Here is a 24046-nt window from a genome sequence, read left to right on the forward strand (position 1 = left end):
ATCCCATTGTATCTAATCTGATTTTTCTCTTTCCAGTTTATCCATTCTCTCTGTTTTAATTTCTTACTTCGTCACTGCATTAACATTTCCTGATGGCTTCGCAAATCAGGTAAAAAGAGTGTGATCTTAACTCCATAACCTGAGCAAGTAATTTGCAGCCATTCTCTGCAGAGAATAAAAGACAGCTAAACATGTCATTTAATGCAGTTAATATCAGGAGTGATGAATGAAACAGCAGTGGAGCAGGGAGCAGGCATCCGCGTGGAGCCAGCAACAAGGCTGGATTTGTGGATTTAACTATCTGCCACGTACGGCGGTGAACTGGACGGAACTCTGGCAGCGCGACACTTTTGATGCGCCAACTATCGATCAGGAACTCGGCTGGGCGCATGAGGCAGGTTACAACCAGCTGCGGATCAATCTGCCGTTTATTGTCTGGCAGGATGACCGCGACGGCCTGCTGGCGCGCATTGACGAGTTTCTGGCGATTGCCGCCCGTCATCAGATTAACGTGATGCTGACGCTGATGGATGACTGCGGGTTCTCCGGTGACGAACCGTTCCCCGGACCGCAAAAAGCGCCGGAACCGGGTAAACATAACAGCCAGGCGGCAGCCAGTCCGGGGCGCGATGTGGTGTGTAACCGCGATATGTGGCCGGAAGTGGAGCGTTATGTGCGCGATATTATCCGTTATTTCCGCACCGATAAACGTATCGCCATCTGGGATTTATATAATGAGCCGGGTAACCGTGGCACCTTCGCCACCGGGCTTGAGGAAGTGCTGTACGACGAAAAACTCGAAGTCTTTGCGCTGGAACTGATGCAAAAGGCGTTTGTCTGGGCGCGGGAGGAAGATCCACAACAGCCGCTGACTGTCTGTGCCTGGCATGTCTCGCAGGATCCTGATGAACCGGAAAGCGAGTTCTTCACCCATCCCATTGATGTCGAGGCAGCAAAACTTTCCGATATCATCAGTTTCCACGCCTACGTCGCCACGCCGAAACTTTTGCAGGCGCTGCGTTTCTGGCAGAAATACGACCGTCCGGTGCTGTGTACGGAATGGCTGGCGCGCCACGTCGGCAGCGTGTTTGAGGAACAACTGCCGCTGTTCAGCGCATTCAATGCGGGCTGTTATCAGTGGGGATTAGTACGCGGTAAAACGCAGACCACGCTGCCGTGGCCCTCAGTGCGTAAAGGCAATCAAGATTATGCGCATCTGTGGTTTCATGATGTGCTGGATGAATATGGCATTCCGTTCCGTCGTGCTGAAATGGATCTGGTCCGCCGTTTAACACGAATGAAATAACGCTCAGGGTAGTGATTTATACACTGCGTTAAGTTCTTCAACAGGCGATACGCGTCTTATGTCTGGTCTGGTCATTGCTATCGCTTAATGCAGAAATTATAAAAAAAAGCCTTCGCGAGCGAAGGCCAGTGAATCATCACTAAAATTTAGTTTTGGAACGAGAGTCGTGCTCCCGGAACGATGTTAGTACCCTTTAGGAATTTGGCCTGAGAAATCGCGTTATGTAATTAAAGAAAGTTTACCTGTGATTTCCGCAAAACTCGCACAGGTCGCTTTACGATGAAAAAAGCCGCCCGGTAAGGGCGGCCGCGCTTCAGTTTTAAGACTCCGGCTCTGCTTTTTTTCCGGCCAGCATGGCTAAGAAGTCATATTTTTGCTGCAACTCTTTCTCTGCAGCGGCATACAACATTTCCGCGACTTCGGGCTGCTGGGAATTCAGGCGACGGAAGCGTTGCTCATTGTTAAGCGTATCCGTCAGACCGCTGGAAGGCGGCCTTGAATCCAGTGCCAGTGCCGGTTTGCCTTCTTCCACGCGACGTGGATCGAAGCGGTATAACGGCCAGAAACCGGTGGTGGTCAGCTGTTTCATCTGGTCATGGCTGAGCGCCAGATCGTAACCGTGCTCCTCGCACGGGCTGTACGCGATAATCAGCGACGGCCCCGGATACGCTTCGGCTTCCTGAATGGCTTTAACGGTCTGGTTCAGCTGCGCGCCCAGCGAAATCTGTGCCACATACACATGACCGTACATCATCATGCTGACGCCCAGATCCTTGCGGGATTTCCGTTTGCCCTGTTCGGCAAATTTGGTCACCGCGCCAAGCGGCGTCGCCTTCGACTGCTGGCCGCCGGTGTTGGAATAACACTGGGTATCGAGCACCAGCACGTTGACGTTTTCCGTCAGACTCAGTACGTGATCCAGCCCACCGAAACCGATGTCATACGCCCAGCCATCGCCGCCAATCAGCCAGATGGATTTATCCACCAGATAATCGGCGTCGGTTGCCAGCTGACGTGCATCCGGCGTATCAATATCTGCCAGAATTTTGCGCAGCGCCGTGACATGTTCGCGTTTCACTTCCGGCGTGGACGTTTCATCGCGCAGGCCTCCTAAAACCTCAGCCGGAATATGTTCTTCCAGCGACGCAACTAAACGCAGCACGCGACGACGATGCTGATCAACGGTCAGACGGAAGCCCAGCCCGAATTCAGCGTTATCTTCAAACAACGAGTTTGCCCAGGCCGGACCGCGGCCCTCTGCGTTGGTGGTGTACGGCGTTGAAGGCAGGTTGCCGCCATAAATTGACGAACAGCCGGTGGCGTTGGCAATCAGCAAACGATCGCCGTACAGCTGGGTCAGCAGTTTGATGTAGGGCGTTTCGCCACAACCGGAGCAGGCACCGGAATATTCAAACAGCGGCGTGATCAGCTGAGACGTACGGATATCGATGCGTTCCAGCGTGGTTTTATCAATTTCCGGCAGTTTCAGGAAGAAGTCATAGTTGGCGCGTTCTTCTTCCAGATGTTCGATACGGTCAGCCATGTTAATGGCTTTAATGGACGGATCCTGACGATCTTTCGCCGGACACACTTCCACGCACAGATTACAGCCGGTGCAGTCTTCAGGGGCAACCTGCAACACGTATTTCTGGCCGCGCATGTCGCGGGATTTCACATCCAGAGATTGCAGTGCAGACGGCGCGTCTTGCATAAACTCCGGCTGAACCACTTTGGCGCGGATCGCGGAATGCGGGCAAGCCGCGACACAGTGGTTGCACTGAGTACATAAATCCGGCTTCCAGATCGGCACTTCTTCGGCAATGTTGCGCTTTTCCCATTGCGTGGTGCCTGTCGGCCAGGTGCCGTCCGGCGGGAAGGCGGAAACCGGCAGCGCATCGCCAAGACCGGCCAGCATGGTGGCGGTGACGGTTTTGACAAAATCCGGCGCAGCGTCGGAAACAATCGGCGGGCGCTTGCGTGGATTTTCCGGGATAGCCTGTAACGGCACTGAAACCAGTTCTTCCAGTGTGGCGGCCAGCGCCATCCAGTTGCGGGTGACGATTTCCTCGCCTTTGCTGCTGTAGCTGCGGGCAATCGCGCCCTGCAACTCGGCGAGTGCCTGTTCGCCCGGCAGGATCTGCGTCAGGTGGAAAAACGCCATCTGCATGACGGTATTAATACGTGCGCCGAGTTTGCACTCACGGGCAATTTTGGCGGCGTTGATCACATAGAAACGGGCTTCACGCTGGATAAGCGTTGCCTGAACTTCCAGCGGTAAACGCGCCCAGACTTCATCAGCGCTGAACGGCGTATTGAGCAGGAAAATGCCGCCCGGACGCAGACGTTCTGCCATCTGATACAAGTCGATAAACTGCCACTGATGACAGGCGACAAAATGCGCCTGGCTGACCAGATACGCAGATTTGATCGGCTTTTCGCTGACGCGCAGATGCGACACCGTCAGACCACCGGCCTTTTTCGAGTCGTATACAAAATACCCCTGCGCATACATCGGGGTGCTGTTGCCGATGATCTTGATGTTGTTCTTGGTGGCAGACACGGAACCGTCGCTGCCCAGCCCGTAGAACAGGGCTTCGAGCGAAGCGTGCTGCGGTAAATCTTCTTCCACCACCGGCAGCGAAAGGCCGGTTACGTCGTCATAAATACCGACAGTGAAGCGCGGACGCGGCTGGCTGAGTGACAGTTCGCGGAATATCGACATTACACAGTCAGGGCCAAACTCTTTCGAAGATAGCCCGTAACGTCCGCCGGTCACTTTTGGCAGTGAATCACGTTCACCACGGCTATAGGCTTCTGCCAGCGCGGTCATCACGTCGAGATATAATGGCTCGGCCAGCGCGCCCGGTTCCTTGGTGCGATCGAGCACCGCAATACTTTTCACCGTGTGCGGCAGCACGGATAACATATGTTCCGCGCTGAAAGGACGGTACAGACGCACTTTCAGCACGCCGACTTTCTCACCGCGCGCATTCAGGGTTTCAATCACTTCTTCGGCGGTGCCGATGCCGGAACCCATCAGCACAATCACCCGTTCAGCCTGGGGATCGCCGACATATTCGAACGGCTTATATTCGCGACCGGTCAGGGCCGCAAACGCATTCATGGCGTCGATAACGTGCTGGCAGGTGGCGTTGTAATAAGGATTGGTGGCTTCGCGCGACTGGAAATAGGTATCCGGATTGGCCGACGTTCCGCGGATCACCGGATGGTCAGGCGAAAGGGCGCGGGCACGGTGCGCGTCAATCTGCGCCTGCGGCAACATTTGCTGGAGCGTGTCATCGCTCAGCGGGGCAATTTTGTTGATTTCGTGTGAGGTACGGAAACCGTCGAAGAAATGAATAAACGGCACGCGGCTGTTGAGGCTGGCGACCTGAGAAATCAGCGCGAAATCCTGCGCTTCCTGCACGCTGGCGGCAGAGAGCAGGGCGCAACCGGTCTGGCGCACGGCCATCACATCGGAATGATCGCCAAAAATCGACAGCGCATGGGTCGCAACGGTGCGTGCTGCAACGTGCAGCACGAACGGCGTCAGTTCACCGGCCAGTTTGTACAGCGTCGGGATCATCAGTAACAGACCCTGCGACGAGGTGAAAGAGGTCGACAACGCACCGGTCTGCAATGCGCCGTGAACGGTAGAAATCGCTCCGGCTTCGGACTGCATTTCCATTACCGTCGGGACGTCGCCCCACAGATTTTGCTTTCCTTCGCCTGACCACGCACCGGCAATTTCGGCCATGGTGGAACTTGGTGTGATCGGGTAGATGGCAATCACTTCGTTAGTGCGATAAGCCACGGAAGCGACTGCGTTGTTACCGTCAGTGGTGATCATGGAATACCCTTTTGCGTTGCTCACAATAGCGGCCAGCAGGAAATTCGTTCTGCTGGCGAGAATGTTAAAAGCTTAGCAGAGGGCGGATTAATCGATTTATCCTGATTGTGTGCAGGGCTATTTCGCTCGAATTTTGAACCTGTTACGCCATGACCAGCAGGGTATGGATTTTTATTAGCCGCTGCCAGAAAACACAACGTCAGCAGCGGGCAAATAGGAAGGATGTGTAAATGAAACCGGGATTAATTAATATCGATACGTTTTATTCCTTTCACCGACATCAGCGCCTCATACAATTTATCCACGCTTTGTTTCGGACGCAGGATCACATCCAGAACCAGTTCACATTTGCTTTCATCTTCGTCGCGCTGATTCACTTTGATATGGCCGGGACGAATACGCATTTTCTGCAACGCTAATAACACCGCCGGCACGCTTTCCGGCATCAGACGTATTTCAATTAAATGGTGATGCCCGACCCAGTGATTGCTGATCTGACGAAAGACCTCCAGCACAATTAAAGTCATGAAAGCACCATATATACCGATTTCGTACAACCCGCTACCAATCACCAGACCAATGGCGGCGGTGACCCATAAACCCGCGGCAGTGGTTAAGCCTTTCACGATCTGTTTTTGAATAATGATGGTCCCGGCACCGAGGAAACCCATCCCGCTCACGACCTGCGCGGCGACACGGCTGGGGTCGAAGCTCACGTGGGTTTGCATCAGGATATCGGCGAAACCGTATTTCGACACAATCATAAACATTGCGCTGCCGATACCCACCAGAATATGAGTGCGTAATCCGGCTTCTTTAGCGCGCAACTGACGCTCAATACCGATTAAGCCGCCCAGCGCGCCGGCGAGGGCAATACGCAGGAGAAAATCTGTCAGCATAAAAAGGCTCCTTGTTGATTATATTTTCCAGTGTATGTAGACGGAAAAGAGGTTAATAACCGTTAATTTTATTAGCCAAAGAAATAACCAGACGAAATAAAATGTGTCTGAGTGTTTAAATACCCCATTTTTTTAGGAAAAAGTTGATGTTATTTCTCCGGAGGGCTCGACGGCGATGAAATACGTCGGATATGATGGCGGTTCGAAAATATTCCCCGTCATATTCAGGAGCAGGACAGATGATCACTGCGTTTCGCGTGTTACTGGCCACGGGTGTGCTGGTGTTAGCCGCATGCAGCAGCCACGACGACCCGGCTGATGTTGTGCAAAAAGGCAACAGCGTTAATATCGGACAGCGTGCCGTTAATATGGACAGCCCGGCTTATGCAGCCTGTTCTATGGCGGGAGGACAGTTACGTATGGCACCGCAGCTTGATGGCAGCCGTGTCGGCATGTGTTCGATGTCCAATGGCCGTCAGTGCTCTGAAGGTGCGCTGATGCAGGGACTCTGTAAAGCCTGATAAAACGCCAAACTACAGTTTGGCGTTTTTGCATTCGTGCTACGACATACCTGCTGTTACATACGGTCTTTCAGACGATATACCAGCTGGTGTTTGCCCTGCGTCAGGGTCAGTTTGTGATCCTGCAAGGTGACTGCCGCGCCGTTATTCAGAACGTCGCTGATCACGTGATCCCATTTATTCAGATTTTCATCCGGGCACAGCATCATGGTGGACGCCAGACCTTTCACGGTCAGCACGTTGTTTTGCAGCTTGCCCTGACCCATGAAGTTGTTACACATTTTGCCGGAAACATGCATGTTTGAGCCGAATTCGATTTCCGGAATACGCCCCTGCGCCGCAGGAACCGTCTGACCATCGACACTCAGCAGCTCAAAGCGATGATGCTGCAGGTCGTTTTGTTTCACAGTAGTGTCTTGATTCATGCTGCAGGCACCCAGAGTCATCGCGGCGGCCAGAATAAACAGTGACTTCTTCATCTTCTCTCCTGAGAAATATTCCTTAAGCACTCGTCAAGTCGATACATTGAACTGACTTATGCAATATTTGTTGGAGTATTATAGCGTGAATGAATTGTGATTTTAAGCCCTTAACTCCCTCTCCTGCGATGTAGCTTAAAACCTTGTCTGTCTTTATCCCGTCATCTCCCCATCATAAAAGCGTCATTTCAGCCCGATAGGTTATGCCCATCACGAGTCAGAGAGACACCGGCGGCATGAGCTATTTATCACTTCATCACATCCGAAAATCCTGGGGCAATAAAGTGGCACTCAACGACATCAGCTTTGATGTGGAAGAGGGTGATTTCATTGCGTTGCTGGGGCCTTCCGGTTGCGGGAAATCCACCATGCTGCGCACGATTGCCGGACTGGAGTCCGCCGACAGCGGGGCGATTTATTTCCAGCAGTCAGACGTTTCAGCGCTCACACCGTCACAGCGCAAGCTTTCTATGGTGTTCCAGTCCTACGCGCTGTTTCCGCACATGAACGTTCGCGAAAACCTGTTATTTGGACTGCGGGCGCGCGGCGAGGATAAGCGTCATTTCGCTTCGCGGTTGCAGGACGTCAGCAAACTGATGGAGCTGGAAGCCTTGCTCGACCGTCTTCCGGCGCAGCTTTCCGGCGGACAGCAGCAGCGCGTGGCGCTGGGCCGGGCGGTGATCGCCAATAACAAGCTGTGTCTGATGGATGAACCGCTTTCTAATCTGGACGCCAAACTGCGCCAGAGTATGCGTCGTGAGATCCGTGCGATTCAGAAAAAACTCGGCCTGACGATGGTGTACGTCACCCACGATCAGACCGAAGCGATGAGCATGGCCGACAAAATCATTCTGCTCAACGACGGCTGTATCGAACAACACGACACGCCGGACAATCTCTATAACAACCCGACCAGCATTTTTACCGCGCAATTTATCGGGGTGCCGCCGATGAACATTTTGCCGTTAGAGCGCCGCGGTCATGATCATTATCTGGCCACCATGTCCTTGCCGGTGGTGGAAAATTTCCACCCGGACGCCCTCAGTCTGGGGTTGCGTGCAGAAGATATTCAGCTGATCGCCGCCGAAAATGCCAGTCTGACCGCGCAGGTGATAAGCCACGAATACATGGGCGCAGATACGCTGATAGCCTGTGCCTTAGCCGGATATAAGCAACCGCTGACCGTTAAAGTCGCCGGGATGAAACGCTACGCCGAAGGTCAGTACGTCGGGTTGCAGTGGGCGACGGGCGCACAATATTTCTTCTTCACCGCGGACGGAAAGCGCTGCTATCAGGCGGAACAAGCCTGCCTGCCTTCAGATACCCGCGTCGCTGTTTAGCACTTATTTTTGAGTCACTTTTATTCTTAAAACGACTATTACCGAAGGGAACATCATGGCTATTGCGCACCGTTACACACGTCTGACCGCAGCGATGCTTTTAATCACCGGAACGTCCGCTTTTGCAGCGGATCCGTTGAAATTACAAATGTATTACCCGATCGCCGTGGGCGGAAAAATCAGCCATACGGTGGATACGCTGGTGGAAGACTTCCAGAAAACACATCCGGATATCAGCATTCAGCCGGTCTATACCGGGGATTACGCCACCACCGTCACCAAAGCGCTGACCGCGTTTCGTGGCGGTAATGCGCCGCAGATTGCAGTCATTGGCGACATTGAAGCCTATTCGCTGATCGACGCGGGCGCGATTTTGCCGGTCAGTGATCTGGCAAATGACGCAGACGGCAAAAAATGGATCGACGGTTTTTATCCGGCCTTTATCCGCCACATTCAGGACAAGGTGTGGGGGATCCCGTTCCAGCGGTCAACCGTGGTGATGTACTGGAACAAACAGGCATTTGAGAAAGCTGGGCTGAATGGCGATACGCCGCCAGCGAACTGGCAGCAGGTGGTGGATTTCGGCAAGAAACTGGTGGTACGTGACGGTAACGAAGTGAAGCAATGGGGTATCGAAATTCCTTCCACGCCAAACGGTTACTGGAACTTTCAGGGGATTGCAGCCACTAACGGCAGCCATCTGGATAACGGTAAAGGCACGGCGGTCACGTTTGATACGCCAGCCAACGTTGAAACGCTGCAGTGGCTGACTGATTTGTCGCAAAAAGACGGCGTATCGCCAAAAGGTACTATTGCCTGGGGCACCACGCCGCAGGACTTTATCGACGGCAAAACGGCGATGATGGTGACCACCACCGGCAACCTGACTACCGTGCGTGAAAACGCCAGATTCCCGTTCGGAGTGGCGATGTTGCCAGAGAAAACCCGGCGCGGCAGCCCGACCGGCGGCGGCAACCTGTACGTTTTCAAAAACACCACGCCGGAACAACAGAAAGCCGCCATGGCGTTTATCCGCTGGGTTTCTGCGCCTGAGCAGGCCGCCCGCTGGAGTATCGCGACGGGCTATGTCGCCACATCACCCGCCGCGTGGGAAACACCGGTCATGCAGGATTACGTGAAACAGGTGCCGCAGGCACTGGTGGCGCGCGAGCAGCTTAGATATTCACAGCCGGAGCTGTCGACGTATAACAGCGTGCAGATTCAGGAATTGTTAAACCACGCTATCGAAGCCGCTGTAACGCAGGCCAAAACGCCGGCAGAGGCGCTGAGTTCTGCGCAGAAACAGGCCGACCGCCTGCTGAAACCTTATCAGTAAGGAACGGCATGAGTATCTTGCACACTGTTGCACCGGCCGCCCGCACACGCGGGCTGTCTTTACAGCTTTATGGTTATCTGCTGCTGTTGCCCGCTCTCTGTTTTCTGCTGCTGTTTACCCATTATCCGGCGCTGGCGACGGTGTGGGAAAGCCTGTTCAGCGCCGCGCGCAGCGGACATGCGCCGCAGTTTGTGGGTCTGGATAATTACCGCGCACTGCTTGATGACGACATCTTCATGCTGTCGCTGCGCAATAACCTGCTTTATGCCGTGATCACCATTCCGCTGTCGGTGGTGCTGGCGCTGATGATGGCACTGGCGGTGAACCGTCGGCTGCGCGGTAATGCCATGACCCGTGCGGCGTTTTTCATTCCTTCGCTGTTGCCAATGGTGGCGATTGCCAACCTGTGGCTGTTTTTCTATACGCCGCAACTCGGCTTGCTCAACAAAGTGCTGGCGCTGTTTTCGCTGCCTGCGGTCAACTGGCTCGGCGAACCGGGCACGGCGCTTTACAGCCTGATGGCGGTTTCCGTCTGGCGCGAAGCCGGATTCTTTATGATTTTTTATCTGGCGGCGTTGCAGCAAATCGATCCGCGTCTGGCAGAGGCGGCACAAACAGAAGGGGCGTCAAAACGCTATTTCTTCTTTCGTGTGCAGTGGCCGTTACTGATGCCGACCACGCTGTTTATCCTGATTAATGCCTCGATGAATGCTTTCAGGATTGTCGATCAGGTGATTGCCATGACCAGCGGCGGGCCGAACAACAGCACCAGTTTGTTGCTGTTTTACATCTACCGTACCGCGTTCAGTTACTGGGATTTGCCGGCCGCGTCAGCCATGACGGTCGTCCTGCTGGTGATCCTCGCCGCCATTGCGCTGATCAAATTTAATCTGCTGGATAAAAGGGCGCACTATCAGTGAATCGTTTTTCTCTCAGCCGTTTTTCCCTGAACCTTGCCATCTGGCTGGCCGCTTTGCTGTGGTTTTTGCCAGTGCTGGTGTCGGTCTGGGTGGCGCTTCATCCCGCTTCGGCGCAGGGCAGTTTTTCGCTGTTTGCACCGCTGACCCTGCAGAATTTTATCAATGCCTGGAACGCGGCACCTTTTGCCCGTTATTTTCTCAACACCACCTTGCTGGTGCTGATGATTGTGGTCTGCCAGCTGATTCTGGCGACGCTGGCGGCGTATGCGCTGGTCAGATTTAAACTGAAAGCAGGCGGCTTTATCTTCGCGCTGATCTTGCTGCAGCTGATGATCAGTCCCGACGTGCTGATCCTGAATAATTACAAAACCATTGGTGCGCTGGGGCTGCGTGACACGCTGGCCGGTATCGCGCTGCCGTATTTTGCCTCAGCGTTTGCCATCTTCCTGCTGCGCCAGACGTTTAAAAGCATCCCGCTGGTGCTGGAAGAAGCCGCCATCGTGGAAGGCGCCAGCCGGTTTTATATCCTGCGCAAAATCTACATCCCGCTGGCGAAACCGATTTACGTCGCCTTTGCGCTGGTTTCCATCAGCTTCCACTGGAACGATTTTCTCTGGCCGCTGGTCATCACCGATTCGGTGAAAGTAAGGCCGGTTACCGTCGGGCTTCAGCTGTTTTCTGCGCCGGAACAGGGCGTGCAATGGGCGCTGATCAGCGCCGCGACACTGACGACCGTACTGCCATTACTGGTGCTGTTTCTTATCTTTCAGCGCCAGTTTGTCCAATCGTTTATGCGGGCAGGGATCCGATAAGACCCTGACAGGAGAATATTATGACCGTCACGACCTCATCCCCTTTGTTATCTGAGCGGCAGGCACTGGCGCTGGGCAATGTCAGTTCACTGTACGCGCCGCCGGAGGTGCACGATGCGCTGGTGAACGGCGCGCGGCTGCGGTTCGGGCTGATTGCGGATCCACAATATGCGGATGCCGATCCGCATAACATTCGTTATTACCGCAACAGCCTGAATAAACTGGCTACTGCCATCAATGAACTGAATGAGCAGAAACTCGATTTTGTCGTCACATTGGGTGATCTGGTGGACCGCGACTGGACAAGTTTTCAGGCGGTTCTTGACCGCTATGACGCGCTGAGACATCCGCATGCGGTTCTGATTGGCAACCATGATGCGCAGGTGATTTCTGAACATCTCGGCGCGCAGAAACCGGCGATTGGCCTGCCGAAAAGTTATTATTCGTTCAGTTTGCCGGGCTATCGTTTTCTGGTCATTGACGGCAACGACGTCAGTTTGTACTGCAATCATGCCAACGGTGACGATCATCAGCTGGCTGAATATATGCTGGAAGAACTGACTGAATGCCAGCAGTCGCAGGCGCAGCCGTGGAACGGTGCAGTCGGGCGCAAACAGCTGGAATGGATTGAACAGAATTTGCGCGAAGCCCGCGAACGGCGTGAAGGGGTGCTGGTTTTCGGACATTACCCGCTGACGCCGGTGAACAGCCATAACCTGTGGAACTGCGAGACGCTGGTCGAACTGTTTTGCCGCTATGAGGTGCGTGCCTATTTTGCCGGCCATGACCATCGCGGCGGCTACGAACGTGTCGAAAACACCGATTTTATTACGCTTAAAGGCATGGTGGATGGCGAAAGCAGCCTGCCATTTTCCTCGGTGACGCTGGCCGACAACGTCCTGACCATCACCGGCTATGGCACGGAAATCAGCCGGGTGCTGAGCCGCTGACAACACCGCATACCATAAAAAAGGCTCACCGAAGTGAGCCTTATCATTCATAGGTGTTTTATGCGGTGAGTAGATTCGGGCAGTGAACGCCTTTCGACAGCTGATCAATATTCATCAGCGTGGTTTCAGAAATGCTGGTCAGCGCATCGCTGGTCAGAAACGCCTGATGGCCGGTGAACAGCACGTTGTGGCACGATGACAGGCGGCGGAACACGTCATCGAGGATCACTTCGTTGGAGTTATCTTCGAAGAACAGATCGCGTTCATTTTCGTAAACGTCCATACCCAGCGCGCCGATCTTTTGCTTTTTCAGCGCATCAATCGCGGCGGTGGCATCAAGCAGTGCGCCACGGCTGGTATTCACGATCATCACGCCGTCTTTCATTTTGGCAAACGCACCGGCATTTAGCATGTGGTGGTTTTCTGGTGTCAGCGGGCAGTGCAGCGAAATCACATCGGATTCAGCATACAGCGTATCCAGATCGACATATTCCGCGCCGAGTTCGAGTGCCAGCGGGCTTGGGTACGGATCGTAAGCCAGAATACGCATGCCGAAACCTTTCAGAATACGCATGGCGGCCACACCGATTTTACCGGTGCCGATAATCCCGGCAGTACGCTGATACATATTAAAGCCGATCAGACCTTCGAGAGAAAAGTTAGCTTCACGGGTGCGCTGATATGCGCGATGAATGTGACGGTTCAGACACATCATCATACCCACGGCATGTTCCGCCACCGCTTCAGGCGAATAGGCCGGTACGCGTACCACTGAAATTCCCAGCTCTTTTGCTGCGTCTAAATCGACATTGTTGAAACCAGCACAACGCAGGGCGAGAGTTTTAATGCCGAGGGACGCCAGCTCCTGTAACACTTCGCGGCAACCATCGTCGTTAACGAAAATACAGACCGCATCAGAACCTATCGCTGTTTTCGCCGTTTGCGGGGTCAGCAGAAAATCGAAAAATTCCAGCTCATAGCCATAATGTTGATTGACCAGTTCCAGATATTTCCGGTCGTAATTTTTAGTACTGTAGACAGCCACTTTCATGGTGTTTCTCCGCAGTGAGTTTGAATCTCTGGCGAAACGGTTTCCGACTGTTTTATAAGGAATAAACAGTTTCAGAAACAATTCGCAATATGCTACCAAACTAGCAGAGCGCAGGGGCGCAGACAATTTATCCCGTGCTATTTGGCTCAGGTGTTCTGGCAATCCGGCCATCAGTTGTTACGCTAATTATGATATCTTGCGGGCGGTTAGGTCATTTAGTGAAGCATAAGACAAGGCAAGTCATGAGGAACGGACTGAAGAGAAGCGCGCAGATACTCCTGAGTATAGTGGTGATTGTCGCATTACTGATGTGGGTGTTATGGAAAACCGTGCCGCGCTGGTTGCCCGTTGTGGCCGGTCACTGGCTCCCCGCAGGCACACAACTGACGCTCAAAGGCGCGCCGCGCTGGGCTGGCGGCGTCCTTCAGTTGCCGGGCGTCGGTTATGCCGCGGGTGACTGCCAGCTTGCGATGGCGCGCAATGCCCGTCTCAGCCGTAATGACGCGCGCTGGGCGCTGAAACTGGAGGCCCTGAGCGTCGACACCGCCTGTCTGGCTAAACTGCCCAAAAGTGACAGTCAGCAGACGTTTTCGCTGGCCGATATTCAGCAGATGTTGCCGCCCGGCGATATCAGCATCGTTCATCTTTCCGTCACGCCCTGGCAGCGCTATGCCGGTCAATTGCAGATCAGTAATGCTGACGGCACGCAGCATCTTTCCTTTAATGGCGAATCGCTGAAACTCGACGCGGTGCTTGACGGCAACCGCCAGCTGGCTATCCACTCTTTCAGCCTGACGCCTCCGGGCAGCGACCAGCCGCTCACGCTTAGCGGCAAACTGCTGCTGCCCGCGACGTTAGACACTCTGCCGGAATCCGGCGAACTGCATGCCGAAATGCAAACCGCGCAGGTGCCCGGTCCGCTGGATATTCAGCTCAGCTGGCAGGCGACTGAAGGCGTGCTGACATTGACAGAAAAAGACAGCCAGCAGCCGTTACTGATGCTGCCGTGGAAACTGAGCAATAACGTTTTAGACATTACGCAAGGGCAGTGGCGCTGGCCGTATGGGTCGCAACCACTGGCCGGTGGCGTAAATCTGACGTTGAGTGACTGGACGCCGACGTTCGATCAAACCAATATCACGGCACGTCTGAACGTGCTGACGCAGGGCCACAATGGTAAGGCGAATGTGGTGCTGACGATGGGGCCGGGTCGCGTCGGGCTGCTCGACAGTAATCTCGGTTTCCGCATCACCGGCCAGGCCAATTTACAGGCGACGTCGCTCAGTGCTTCGCTTCCCGGCCAGCTCAGCGGCTCGGTTCTCAATCCGACACTGTCACTGCGCAGCGGTTCACTGTTGCGTGCGTGGGGGAAACCGACGCCGGAGCTGACGATCAGTGATGCACGCTGGCCGCTGGCGGGCGTCAAAGTGTCGGCTGAGGGCGTCAGCGGACCCCTTCAGGCCATTCTTAAAGCACGCCACAGCTTCTGGGGCGCGTTTGATTTACACCTCAGCGGCAAAGCGCTGGCGTTCTGGCCGGATATCGGACAGTGGAATTTCAACTACTGGGGCAACGGTCATTTGCCGCCGCTTAACGGTCGCTGGGATATGTCCGGCAAAGGTCAGTGGCATGACAATCTCATCAGTATTAATTCGCTTTCAACCGGTTTTGACCGGCTGCATTACGGCCTCGTTGATGTCGATGCGCCGCGTCTGACGCTGGAACATCCTCTGCAATGGAAACGTCCGCCTTCTTCCCGTTTTAAACCGCAGTACCCTGATTTACCGACAGAATTTAAAGGTGATATCAAACTGGTGGCGAAAAAAATTGCGCTGGAGAACGGCGGATATTTGCCTCCGGCAACGCTGGCGTTACAGCTCAGCGGCGACAGCCCCGACAGTTTCACGATGCGCGGAATGCTTGATGCCAAACCGATTGGGCCGATCCGGCTTAACGGGCGCTGGGACGGCGAACGTCTGCGCGGCGAAGGCTGGTGGCCTAAACAACAACTCACCGCGTTCCAGACACTGCTGACGCCGGATCTGAACATTAAATTACGTGCAGGCTCGTTCTACGCGCAGTCTGCATTCTCGGCGGCGCGCGGGCAGGGATTTGTCGCGGGCGGCCACTGGGTCGTGAAAAATGGCGGCTTCTGGATGAAAGACGGCGACCTGAGCGGGCTGGATTTCAGTCTGCCTTATCGCCTGAAGGATCAGGTCTGGCAGCTCGGCGTGAAAAAACCAGTGACGCTGCGCATTGGTGAAGTCAATAATCTGGTCAAAATGCAGAATGTCACCGCTGATTTACAAGGCCATTATCCGTGGAGTGAAGCGACGCCGCTGACCCTGAGCAATCTGGGCGTCGATATGTTGCGCGGGCACCTGAGCCTCTCTGCACTGCGCATGCCACAGCATGATGCCGCGGTGCTGAAGCTGGAAAAAATCAATCTCAGTGAATTATTCACCGCGCTCAAACCGAAACAACTGGCGATGTCGGGCGTGATTTATGGCGAGCTGCCGCTGTACGTGGAAAATCCGCAGTGGATCATCCATAACGGCTGGATCAGAAACGACGGCGGCCTGACGTTGCGTCTCGACCCGCAATTCGCGGACGCGATGGCCAGCGGTAATTTTGCCAATAATATGGTGATTGGCCTGCTGCGCTACCTGGAAATCAGCCGTTCTGATGCGCTGGTCAGCCTGGATAATCTTGGTGTGTTGTCCATGAAAGCTAAAGTGGACGGGGTGAACTACACCGACACGACGCACGGCGGTGACAAAGAAAAACGTGAAATCGTCCTCAATTATTCCCACGAGGAAAACATCTACCAGCTTTGGCGCAGCTTGCGCTTTGGCGACAATCTTCAGGAATGGCTGCAACAGCAGATGTCTTTGCCTGCGAATTCGCTGTCAAAAGGCTCCGCTGCGGCCGGGCAGAAAAAGGATCCAACAGTGAGGAAGGAACAATGAAACTGCAATTTGCAGGACCGTGCTTGGCGTTTTGCGTAGTGATGCTCAGTGGATGTGTACCGCGCATCGAACTGGCTGCGCCTAAAGAGCCGATCACTATCAATATGAACGTGAAAATTGAACACGAAATTCACATAAAAGTGGATAAAGACGTCGAAGATCTGCTGAAAAATCAGAGCGATTTGTTCTAGGAGCGCGTATGTCCGGGATGTTTTTTAGAACTATCAGCGTCATAACGAGCAGCTTCAAACGAAGCAGTATAAAAAGAAGCAGCCTGATGTTGCTGGCCGGTGGTTTGCTGTTGTGCAGTCAGGCGTTTGCGTTAACGCTCAATGAAGCCAAACAGCAGGGGCGCGTAGGCGAAATGCTGTCCGGTTATCTGGCACCGCTAAAACAGGATGCCGAAAGCATCGCGCTGGCGAACCGTATCAACGAGGCGAGAAAGCAGCAATATCAGCAGGTGGCACAGGAAAATAATGTCAGCACGGACGACGTCGCAAAACTGGCAGGGCAGAAACTGGTCGCCAGAGCCGGAAAGGGTGAATACGTGCGGGGCATTAACGGACAGTGGTTACAGAAGTAAGGTTTACCGAAGAGAGCGGATTATTTAGGGATAAACGGGGCAAAAAAAAGCGCGCCTCTCGGCGCGCAATAGTTTTATCACAACTTCATCTGAGCGGAACGGACAGATTCTTAAGTGAATGGATGCTCAGATTGTGATCACTGCAATTATGCGGCAGCCAGCTCTTTGATCGCGGCGTCGATGGCAGCTTTCGCATCATTCTGTGCTTTAGTCGCCACTTCAGGACCGTATGCGATGCCTTCAGCGTAAACGAATTCTACGTCGCTCATGCCCAGGAAGCCCAGGAACAGGGACAGGTAAGGGGCAACCAGATCGCTTGGGGTGTCTTTATGGATACCACCACGGCTGGTCAGAACGATAACGCGTTTGCCTTTCACCAGACCTTCAGGGCCTTTCTCGGTGTATTTGAACGTCACGCCAGCACGGGCAACCAGGTCAAAATAAGTCTTCAGCTGTGTCGGGATGTTGAAGTTGTACATTGGTGCAGCGATGACGATCACGTCGTGCGCCTGCAGTTCTTCAATCAGGGTGTTGGACAGCGCCAGTGCTTCTTCCTGACGTGGAGTCAGCGGAGCATCGGAAGGACGCAGTGCGCCAACCAGTTCACCATCTAATACAGGGATTGGGTTAGCTGCCAGATCACGAACTGTTACGGTAGAACCGCTGTTTGCAGACTGATACTGTGCCACCAGGTAATCGGCCAGTTGGTTTGACTGAGAGAAGTTAGCAAGAATGCTTGATTTGAGAACGAGGACTTTGCTCATGAGTGAGTTCCTTAACTGTGTGGTACATAGGGTTTCGGGTTTTATAACCAGAGTATCCCCGGAATGGAACTTACTTTATTGTTAAAGTTTATTCAGTGATAGCGCAATATTTAGAGACCTATCATCGATTTTTTTGAACAACTTGAAATCCGGTCGTTAAACCACCCGTTTTCAGCATCTTCAACACCTTGTGTTAACATAGACACAAGCAGGCAAGGCGTGAACCTTCCTCATCACCCATTCAGATTCAGCTGGCGCAGAAGGTTTGCCCCCCGGCTGACATGCAACAAGGAATTCCGAACGTGAAATCACCGCTCGCGGCATTATCAGCGCAGTTAGACGGGCTGATGCTACGTGACCGGCAACGCCTGCAACGTCGTTTGCAGGGTGCCAGAAAGATTGATAAACCCGAAGCACTCGACGCGTTAAGTGCTGAAATCCAGACCGCTATAAACGAGAGCCTGAAAAAAGTCAGCGCCCGTGAAGCGTCACGGCCAAAAATCAGCTATCCGGAAAACCTGCCGGTCAGCCAGAAGAAAGACGACATTTATAACGCTATCCGCGACCACCAGGTGGTGATTGTCGCGGGCGAAACCGGCTCCGGTAAAACCACGCAGATCCCGAAAATCTGTATGGAACTCGGTCGCGGAATCAAAGGCGTGATTGGTCATACTCAGCCGCGTCGTCTGGCGGCGCGTACCGTGGCGAACCGTATTGCTGATGAGCTGGATACCACGCTGGGTAACACGGTCGGCTATAAAGTCCGTTTTAACGATCAGGTCAGTGAAAACACCCTCGTTAAGCTGATGACCGACGGTATTCTGCTGGCAGAGATCCAGCAGGATCGCATGCTGATGCAGTACGACACGCTGATTATCGATGAAGCGCATGAACGCAGCCTGAACATCGACTTTATCCTCGGTTACCTGCGCCAGTTGCTGCCAAAGCGCCCGGATCTGAAAGTCATTATCACCTCCGCGACGATTGACCCGCAGCGTTTCTCGCGCCATTTCAATAATGCACCGATCATTGAAGTGTCTGGCCGGACATATCCGGTCGACGTGCGCTATCGCCCGATTGTCGATGACGCCGAGGATGTGGATCGTGACCAGTTACAGGCGATTTTCGATGCGGTTGATGAACTCGGCCGCGAAAGCATGGGTGACATCCTGATTTTCATGAGCGGTGAGCGTGAAATCCGTGATACCGCGGATGCTCTGAACCGTCTGGAACTGCCGCACACCGAGATTTTGCCGCTGTATGCGCGACTGTCGAACAGCGAGCAGAACCGTGTGTTCCAGTCGCATTCAGGTCGCCGTATCGTGCTGGCTACCAACGTCGCCGAAACCTCGCTGACCGTGCCGGGCATTAAATATGTGATTGACCCCGGCACCGCGCGCATCAGCCGTTACAGTTTCCGCACCAAAGTGCAGCGCCTGCCGATTGAGCCGGTGTCACAGGCGTCGGCCAACCAGCGTAAAGGGCGTTGCGGACGTGTCTCAGAAGGTATCTGTATCCGTCTTTATTCGGAGCAGGATTTCCTGTCGCGCCCGGAATTTACCGACCCTGAAATTCTGCGTACCAATCTGGCTTCCGTTATTTTGCAAATGACGTCGCTGGGGCTGGGTGATATTGGCGCATTCCCGTTCGTTGAAGCGCCGGATAAACGCAACATTCAGGATGGTGTGCGTCTGCTCGAAGAGCTGAATGCCATCAATAACGCCGTTGACGGGCGTTATACACTGACGCCGCTGGGCCGCCAGCTGGCGCAGTTGCCGGTAGATCCGCGTCTGGCGCGTATGGTGCTGGAAGCGCAGAAAAATGGCTGTATGCGGGAGGTGATGATCATCACTTCCGCGCTGTCGATTCAGGATCCGCGTGAACGTCCTATGGACAAACAGCAGGCGTCCGATGAAAAACATCGTCGCTTTGCTGACAAAGATTCGGATTTTCTGGCGTTCGTGAACCTGTGGGATTATCTGAAAGTTCAGCAGAAAGAGCTGTCTTCGGCGCAGTTCCGCAAATTATGCCGCAGTGATTACCTCAACTATCTGCGTGTGCGTGAGTGGCAGGACATTTATACCCAGCTGCGTCAGGTGGTGAAAGAACTCGGCCTGCCGGTGAACAGTGAACCGGCTGAATATCGCGAAGTTCACTGCTCGCTGCTGACCGGCTTGCTGTCGCATATCGGTCAGAAAGATGCGGACAAACAGGAATACACCGGCGCACGTAATGCGCGCTTTGCCGTATTCCCTGGCTCCGGATTATTTAAAAAGCCGCCGAAATGGGTGATGGTTGCTGAACTGGTGGAAACCAGCCGCCTGTGGGGGCGCATTGCCGCGCGTATCGAACCGGAATGGATCGAGCCGCTGGCACAGCATCTGGCGAAAAGCAGTTACAGCGAACCGCACTGGGAAAAAGCGCAGGGCGCGGTGATGGCAACGGAAAAAGTTACGCTATACGGCCTGCCGATTGTGGCGGCGCGTCGTGTGAACTACAGCACGATTGATCCGGTGGTGTCGCGCGAACTGTTTATCCGTCACGCACTGGTCGAAGGCGACTGGCAGACGCGTCACGCGTTCTTCCGCGCTAACCTGCGTTTGCGTACAGAAGTGGAAGAGCTGGAACACAAATCCCGTCGCCGCGATATTCTGGTCGATGATGAAACGCTTTTCCTGTTCTACGAGCAACGCATCGGGCAGGAAGTTGTGTCTGCGCGCCACTTTGATACCTGGTGGAAAAAACAGCCGCAAGACAGCCTGAACTTTGAAAAAAGCATGCTGATTAAAGAGGGCGCGGGCAACATCAGCGCCCACGATTACCCGAATTTCTGGCATCAGGGCAATCTCAAACTGCGCGTGACTTATCAGTTTGAACCGGGTACCGATGCTGACGGCGTGACGGTGCATATCCCGTTACCGCTGCTCAATCAGGTGACTGAAGAAGGTTTCGACTGGCAGATACCGGGCATTCGCCGCGACCTGATTATGGCGCTGATTAAATCGCTGCCAAAACCGGTTCGCCGCAATTTTGTCCCTGCGCCCAATTACGCCGACGCTTTGCTCGGACGCATCAAACCGTTCGAAATGCCATTACTCGATGCGATGGAAAAAGAGTTGCGTAAGATGAGCGGCGTGACGGTGTCACGTGAAGACTGGCAGCTGGATCAGGTGCCCGATCATCTTAAAATGACGTTCCGCATTGTTGATGACAAAAACAAGACGCTGCGTGAAGGCAAAGACCTGCTGGCGCTCAAATCCGGCCTGAAAGAGCAGGTTCAGCAAACGCTGTCTGCGGTGGCAGATGACGGCATTGAGCAGCGCGATCTGCATGTCTGGAGTTTCGGTACGTTGCCGGAACGCTACGAGCAAAAGCGCGGTGGCTATGAAGTGAAAGCCTATCCGGCGATTGTCGATGAAAAAGACAGCGTGGCTATACGTTTGTTCGACAGCGAGCTGGAACAGCAACAGGCGATGCTCAGCGGTATGCGGCGTTTGCTGTTGCTGAATATTCCGTCTCCGGTCAAATACCTGCACGAGAAGTTGCCGAACAAAGCCAAACTGGGGCTGTACTTTAACCCGTACGGTAAAGTGCTGGACCTGATCGACGACTGCATTTCCTGTGGTATCGACAAACTGATTGCCGAATCGGGCGGGCTGGTGTGGCGCGAGGAGGATTTTGCCAAACTGCATGAGCATGTACGCGCCAACCTGAATGATACGGTGGTGCAGATTGCGATTCAGGTAGAGCAAATTCTGACCACTGTTTTCAGCATTAATAAGCGGCTGAAAGGGCGGATTGATATCACTATGGCGCTGGCGCTTTCGGATATTAAAGCGCAGATGTCCGGGCTGATTTATCGCGGATTCGTGACGCAAAACGGCTGGAAGCGTCTGCCGGATACGCTGCGTTATTTGCAGGCGATTGAACGCCGGATGGACAAGCTGGCGATGGATCCGCACCGCGACCGCGCGCAGATGCTGAAAGTGGAAAACATCCAGCAGCAATGGCAGCAGTGGTTAAACAAATTGCCGCCGGTGCGCCAGCAAAGTGAAGATGTGAAAGAAGTGCGCTGGATGATTGAAGAGCTGCGCGTCAGCTACTTCGCTCAGCAACTGGGCACGCCGTATCCGATTTCGGATAAACGTATCCTGCAGACCATGGAACAGCTGGTTTAACCGGTTCTCTAAACTAAAAAACCGCCTTACAGACTCAGGCGGTTTTTTTTATGCTCTGTAACGGTGATTCTGTGAGTTACTGAACGGGCGCAGTCACCGGTGTGCTGGCGCTGATAACGCCGGAAGACAGCGTGTTCAGTGCGTCACGAATGGCCGGAACGGCCAGCGCGCGGTTATCTGCCAGATAGCGGTCCTGCGCCGCAGGCGCGGAACTTTGAATCGCCACCAAAGACCAGCCGTCAGCATTCTTCAGTAACAACGGTGAACCGCTGTCGCCCGGCAGCGTGTCGCAACGATGCGATAACACGCCCGGTTGCGCCCAGCCTGTCACCAGACAATCCTGATGCACGTACAACTCATCCAGATGATCTTCCGGATAGCCTGCCTGTGTCACTTTTCGGCCTTCCTGCTTGAGCACGGCAGTCAGATCATCGCGTGAGCCTTCCCATAACGGCAGGGGTTTGATCGGCAACGCCAGTTTTTCATCCGTCAGGCGGACCAGCGCGAAATCAAAGGGCGCGGCTTTCGGAGGGACAATCCAGCCATCGCCATCGGCTTTAAGTTTCTTACCGAGCTTAGGATCCACCAGGGTTTGCAACGCCGTTATCTGATAACGCCATTTCTGATTGTGAGAAATAAAACGCAGTGCAATCACTTTGTCGATCTTGCCAGGAGGCGCGAGGACACAGTGACCGGCGGTGAGAACCAGATGTTTGGAAATCAGGGTGGCGGTACATAAATTACCGCTTTCGGTTTCAATCTGTCCGATGGCCTGCCACGGCCAGTGCGCTGCCGCAGAAACCTGAGTTCGCTGATCGTGACCGAAGAACAGGGCAGTTTTTTCTTTTAAGCTGATTGAAGGTGCGTCGCTGTCTGCATCATCCGGGGAATCTGCATGAACAAGAGGACTGGCGGTAAAACAGAAAAAGCACAAAAAAAGCGGTAACGCGATGCGCATAACATTCTGACCTTGAAAACAGGGAGAACCCGATAACCAGTTATTATGGAACGATTATAGACGGTTATCTTTCGTGATGGATAGATTTGTCTGATAACTCAATCTTTTGAGAAGATGACGGACGTCATCCGGGATACTTCAGAAGTAGAAGAACAGGGTGATCAGACCGCAGAGGATCAGAGAGCACAGGGTGATTTCGAACAGGTAGCGGCGCAGCATCTTCCATCAGTACCTCAAGATAAAGAACCGGAGAAAAAAACACCCGGCGAACCGGGTGTTAAATCATCAGTCTTGATAATGGTGAGTAGATACGCTCACAAGGACTTCTTACTGACTACTTATGCTGCTGGCGTTGCTTTTGCAGCTGGTGCAGCTTTTTTAGCGTGTTTTACGTGTTTTTTAGCAGCCTGCGCTTTCTGAGCTACTGGTGCAGCTTTCTTAGCGTGTTTCACGTGTTTTTTAGCAGCCTGGGCTTTCTGAGCTACCGGAGCAGCTTTCTTGGCATGTTTCACGTGTTTTTTAGCAGCCTGAGCTTTCTGAGCTACTGGTGCTTTTTTAGCTGCTTTTTTGTGTTTCTTGGCAGCCTGAGCTTTCTGCACAGGTTTTTTATGTGCTTTATGCTTAGTTGCATGAGCCGGAGCAGCGGTAGTTGCTGTTGCAGCCGGTGCCGGAGTTGCAGTGGTTTCAGCAGCGAAAGCCACTGAAGACAGGCCCATTGCAGCGGCAACAACCAGAGCTAATACTTTTTTCATGTGTAATTCCTCAGAATCTTAGTTTAAGTGTCCACCCCACTGCGGGGCCGGTGAAAGGATAATAGGCGTGCGGATCGCTGCTGTCCGTGAGTGATTGGTATCGGCGTGTAACGGAATGTACAAAGAAGGGGATTTTAGGAAAATCAGGGGATTACCGGCTGGGGCCGCGTGTGATCGGCCTTTGACTTCAAATTCAACTTCAACTTCAAGTTCAAAACCGTGGGCGTCGGCCCACACCGACCAGAGACCCGGTAACGCGCGGGCCTCTGGACTCCGCGCTTTTTTCACTGCGCGCTGTCGCGGGTATGACGGACATGTTCTGGTGCATTGGTGGGTGGCGCAAAATGTCATCGCTACGCGATTCCCGAATTTCAGGTT

At 53.8% G+C, this 24046-nt stretch carries 19 protein-coding genes; 11 read left to right on the plus strand and 8 right to left on the minus strand.

The genetic code is table 11. From position 1 onward, the window contains the following. Positions 1-226 precede the first annotated feature (226 nt). A complete protein-coding gene (locus J1778_RS24355; RefSeq protein WP_217175324.1) occupies positions 227-1306 on the plus strand; it encodes a glycoside hydrolase 5 family protein in 1080 nt (359 codons plus the stop codon). A 319-nt stretch (positions 1307-1625) separates the two neighbouring features. Here the strand turns inward: J1778_RS24355 and nifJ are convergent, their stop codons facing one another. Continuing rightward, on the minus strand, positions 1626-5156 hold the full coding sequence (gene nifJ / locus J1778_RS24360) for a pyruvate:ferredoxin (flavodoxin) oxidoreductase (protein ID WP_217175381.1): 3531 nt from the start codon (positions 5154-5156) through the stop codon (positions 1626-1628). Between the two features lie 242 nt (positions 5157-5398). Then, on the minus strand, positions 5399-6055 hold the full coding sequence (locus tag J1778_RS24365; RefSeq protein ID WP_217175325.1) for an MgtC/SapB family protein: 657 nt from the start codon (positions 6053-6055) through the stop codon (positions 5399-5401). Positions 6056-6294: 239 nt separating this feature from the next. Between J1778_RS24365 and J1778_RS24370 the strand changes: the two genes are divergently transcribed. Further along, a complete protein-coding gene (locus tag J1778_RS24370) occupies positions 6295-6576 on the plus strand; it encodes a putative hemolysin (RefSeq protein WP_217175326.1) in 282 nt (93 codons plus the stop codon). Positions 6577-6632: 56 nt separating this feature from the next. Here the strand turns inward: J1778_RS24370 and hslJ are convergent, their stop codons facing one another. Continuing rightward, the gene (gene hslJ / locus J1778_RS24375; protein ID WP_120163981.1) at positions 6633-7055 is read right to left on the minus strand and encodes a heat shock protein HslJ; all 423 of its coding nucleotides are present in this window, start codon (positions 7053-7055) and stop codon (positions 6633-6635) included. A gap of 236 nt (positions 7056-7291) precedes the next feature. Here hslJ and J1778_RS24380 point away from each other — a divergent pair, with 236 nt between their 5' ends. From J1778_RS24380 to J1778_RS24400, 5 genes are read left to right on the plus strand one after another with little or no spacing between them, the layout of a single operon-like run. Continuing rightward, positions 7292-8395: an ABC transporter ATP-binding protein gene (locus J1778_RS24380; RefSeq protein ID WP_217175327.1), complete on the plus strand. Its 1104-nt coding sequence runs from the start codon at positions 7292-7294 to the stop codon at positions 8393-8395. 55 nt (positions 8396-8450) lie between these two features. Next, positions 8451-9731 carry an ABC transporter substrate-binding protein gene (locus tag J1778_RS24385; protein WP_217175328.1) on the plus strand — a complete coding sequence of 427 codons (1281 nt, stop codon included), beginning with the start codon at positions 8451-8453 and terminating at the stop codon, positions 9729-9731. 8 nt (positions 9732-9739) lie between these two features. Beyond that, a complete protein-coding gene (locus J1778_RS24390) occupies positions 9740-10651 on the plus strand; it encodes a carbohydrate ABC transporter permease (RefSeq protein ID WP_217175329.1) in 912 nt (303 codons plus the stop codon). Then, positions 10648-11463, plus strand: coding sequence for a carbohydrate ABC transporter permease (locus J1778_RS24395; RefSeq protein ID WP_217175330.1), 816 nt, complete (start codon positions 10648-10650; stop codon positions 11461-11463). The genes J1778_RS24390 and J1778_RS24395 overlap by 4 nt, the downstream gene beginning before the upstream one ends. Positions 11464-11483: 20 nt before the next feature. Further along, entirely contained in the window at positions 11484-12413 is a 930-nt protein-coding gene (locus tag J1778_RS24400) for a metallophosphoesterase (RefSeq protein ID WP_217175331.1), read from the plus strand. Positions 12414-12471: 58 nt separating this feature from the next. On the opposite strand, the gene J1778_RS24405 is transcribed toward J1778_RS24400, so the two are convergent. Beyond that, complete coding sequence (locus tag J1778_RS24405; protein ID WP_217175332.1) at positions 12472-13464, minus strand: 2-hydroxyacid dehydrogenase; 993 nt, start codon at positions 13462-13464, stop codon at positions 12472-12474. A gap of 254 nt (positions 13465-13718) precedes the next feature. Here J1778_RS24405 and J1778_RS24410 point away from each other — a divergent pair, with 254 nt between their 5' ends. From J1778_RS24410 to J1778_RS24420, 3 genes are all read left to right on the plus strand, one after another. Continuing rightward, positions 13719-16433 (plus strand): YdbH family protein, encoded by a 2715-nt coding sequence (locus J1778_RS24410; RefSeq protein ID WP_420804103.1) that lies wholly within the window; start codon positions 13719-13721, stop codon positions 16431-16433. Further along, the gene (locus J1778_RS24415) at positions 16430-16624 is read left to right on the plus strand and encodes a YnbE family lipoprotein (protein WP_217175334.1); all 195 of its coding nucleotides are present in this window, start codon (positions 16430-16432) and stop codon (positions 16622-16624) included. The genes J1778_RS24410 and J1778_RS24415 overlap by 4 nt, the downstream gene beginning before the upstream one ends. 86 nt (positions 16625-16710) lie before the next feature. Continuing rightward, positions 16711-17016: a YdbL family probable chaperone protein gene (locus J1778_RS24420; protein ID WP_217175335.1), complete on the plus strand. Its 306-nt coding sequence runs from the start codon at positions 16711-16713 to the stop codon at positions 17014-17016. A gap of 146 nt (positions 17017-17162) precedes the next feature. On the opposite strand, the gene J1778_RS24425 is transcribed toward J1778_RS24420, so the two are convergent. Next, entirely contained in the window at positions 17163-17780 is a 618-nt protein-coding gene (locus tag J1778_RS24425; RefSeq protein ID WP_217175336.1) for an FMN-dependent NADH-azoreductase, read from the minus strand. A gap of 302 nt (positions 17781-18082) precedes the next feature. Here J1778_RS24425 and hrpA point away from each other — a divergent pair, with 302 nt between their 5' ends. Continuing rightward, positions 18083-21958: an ATP-dependent RNA helicase HrpA gene (gene hrpA / locus J1778_RS24430; protein ID WP_217175337.1), complete on the plus strand. Its 3876-nt coding sequence runs from the start codon at positions 18083-18085 to the stop codon at positions 21956-21958. A 76-nt stretch (positions 21959-22034) separates the two neighbouring features. Here hrpA and J1778_RS24435 read toward each other — a convergent pair whose 3' ends face one another. From J1778_RS24435 to asr, 3 genes are all read right to left on the minus strand, one after another. Further along, on the minus strand, positions 22035-22916 hold the full coding sequence (locus tag J1778_RS24435) for a trypsin-like serine peptidase (protein WP_217175338.1): 882 nt from the start codon (positions 22914-22916) through the stop codon (positions 22035-22037). A 138-nt stretch (positions 22917-23054) separates the two neighbouring features. After that, complete coding sequence (ydgU, locus tag J1778_RS24950) at positions 23055-23135, minus strand: small membrane protein YdgU (RefSeq protein ID WP_455567028.1); 81 nt, start codon at positions 23133-23135, stop codon at positions 23055-23057. 119 nt (positions 23136-23254) lie between these two features. Next, a complete protein-coding gene (gene asr / locus J1778_RS24440) occupies positions 23255-23668 on the minus strand; it encodes an acid resistance repetitive basic protein Asr (RefSeq protein WP_159281118.1) in 414 nt (137 codons plus the stop codon). Positions 23669-24046: the final 378 nt, after the last annotated feature.

The sequence above is a fragment of the Rahnella bonaserana genome (assembly GCF_019049675.1).
In the GTDB taxonomy this organism is placed as follows: domain Bacteria; phylum Pseudomonadota; class Gammaproteobacteria; order Enterobacterales; family Enterobacteriaceae; genus Rahnella; species Rahnella bonaserana.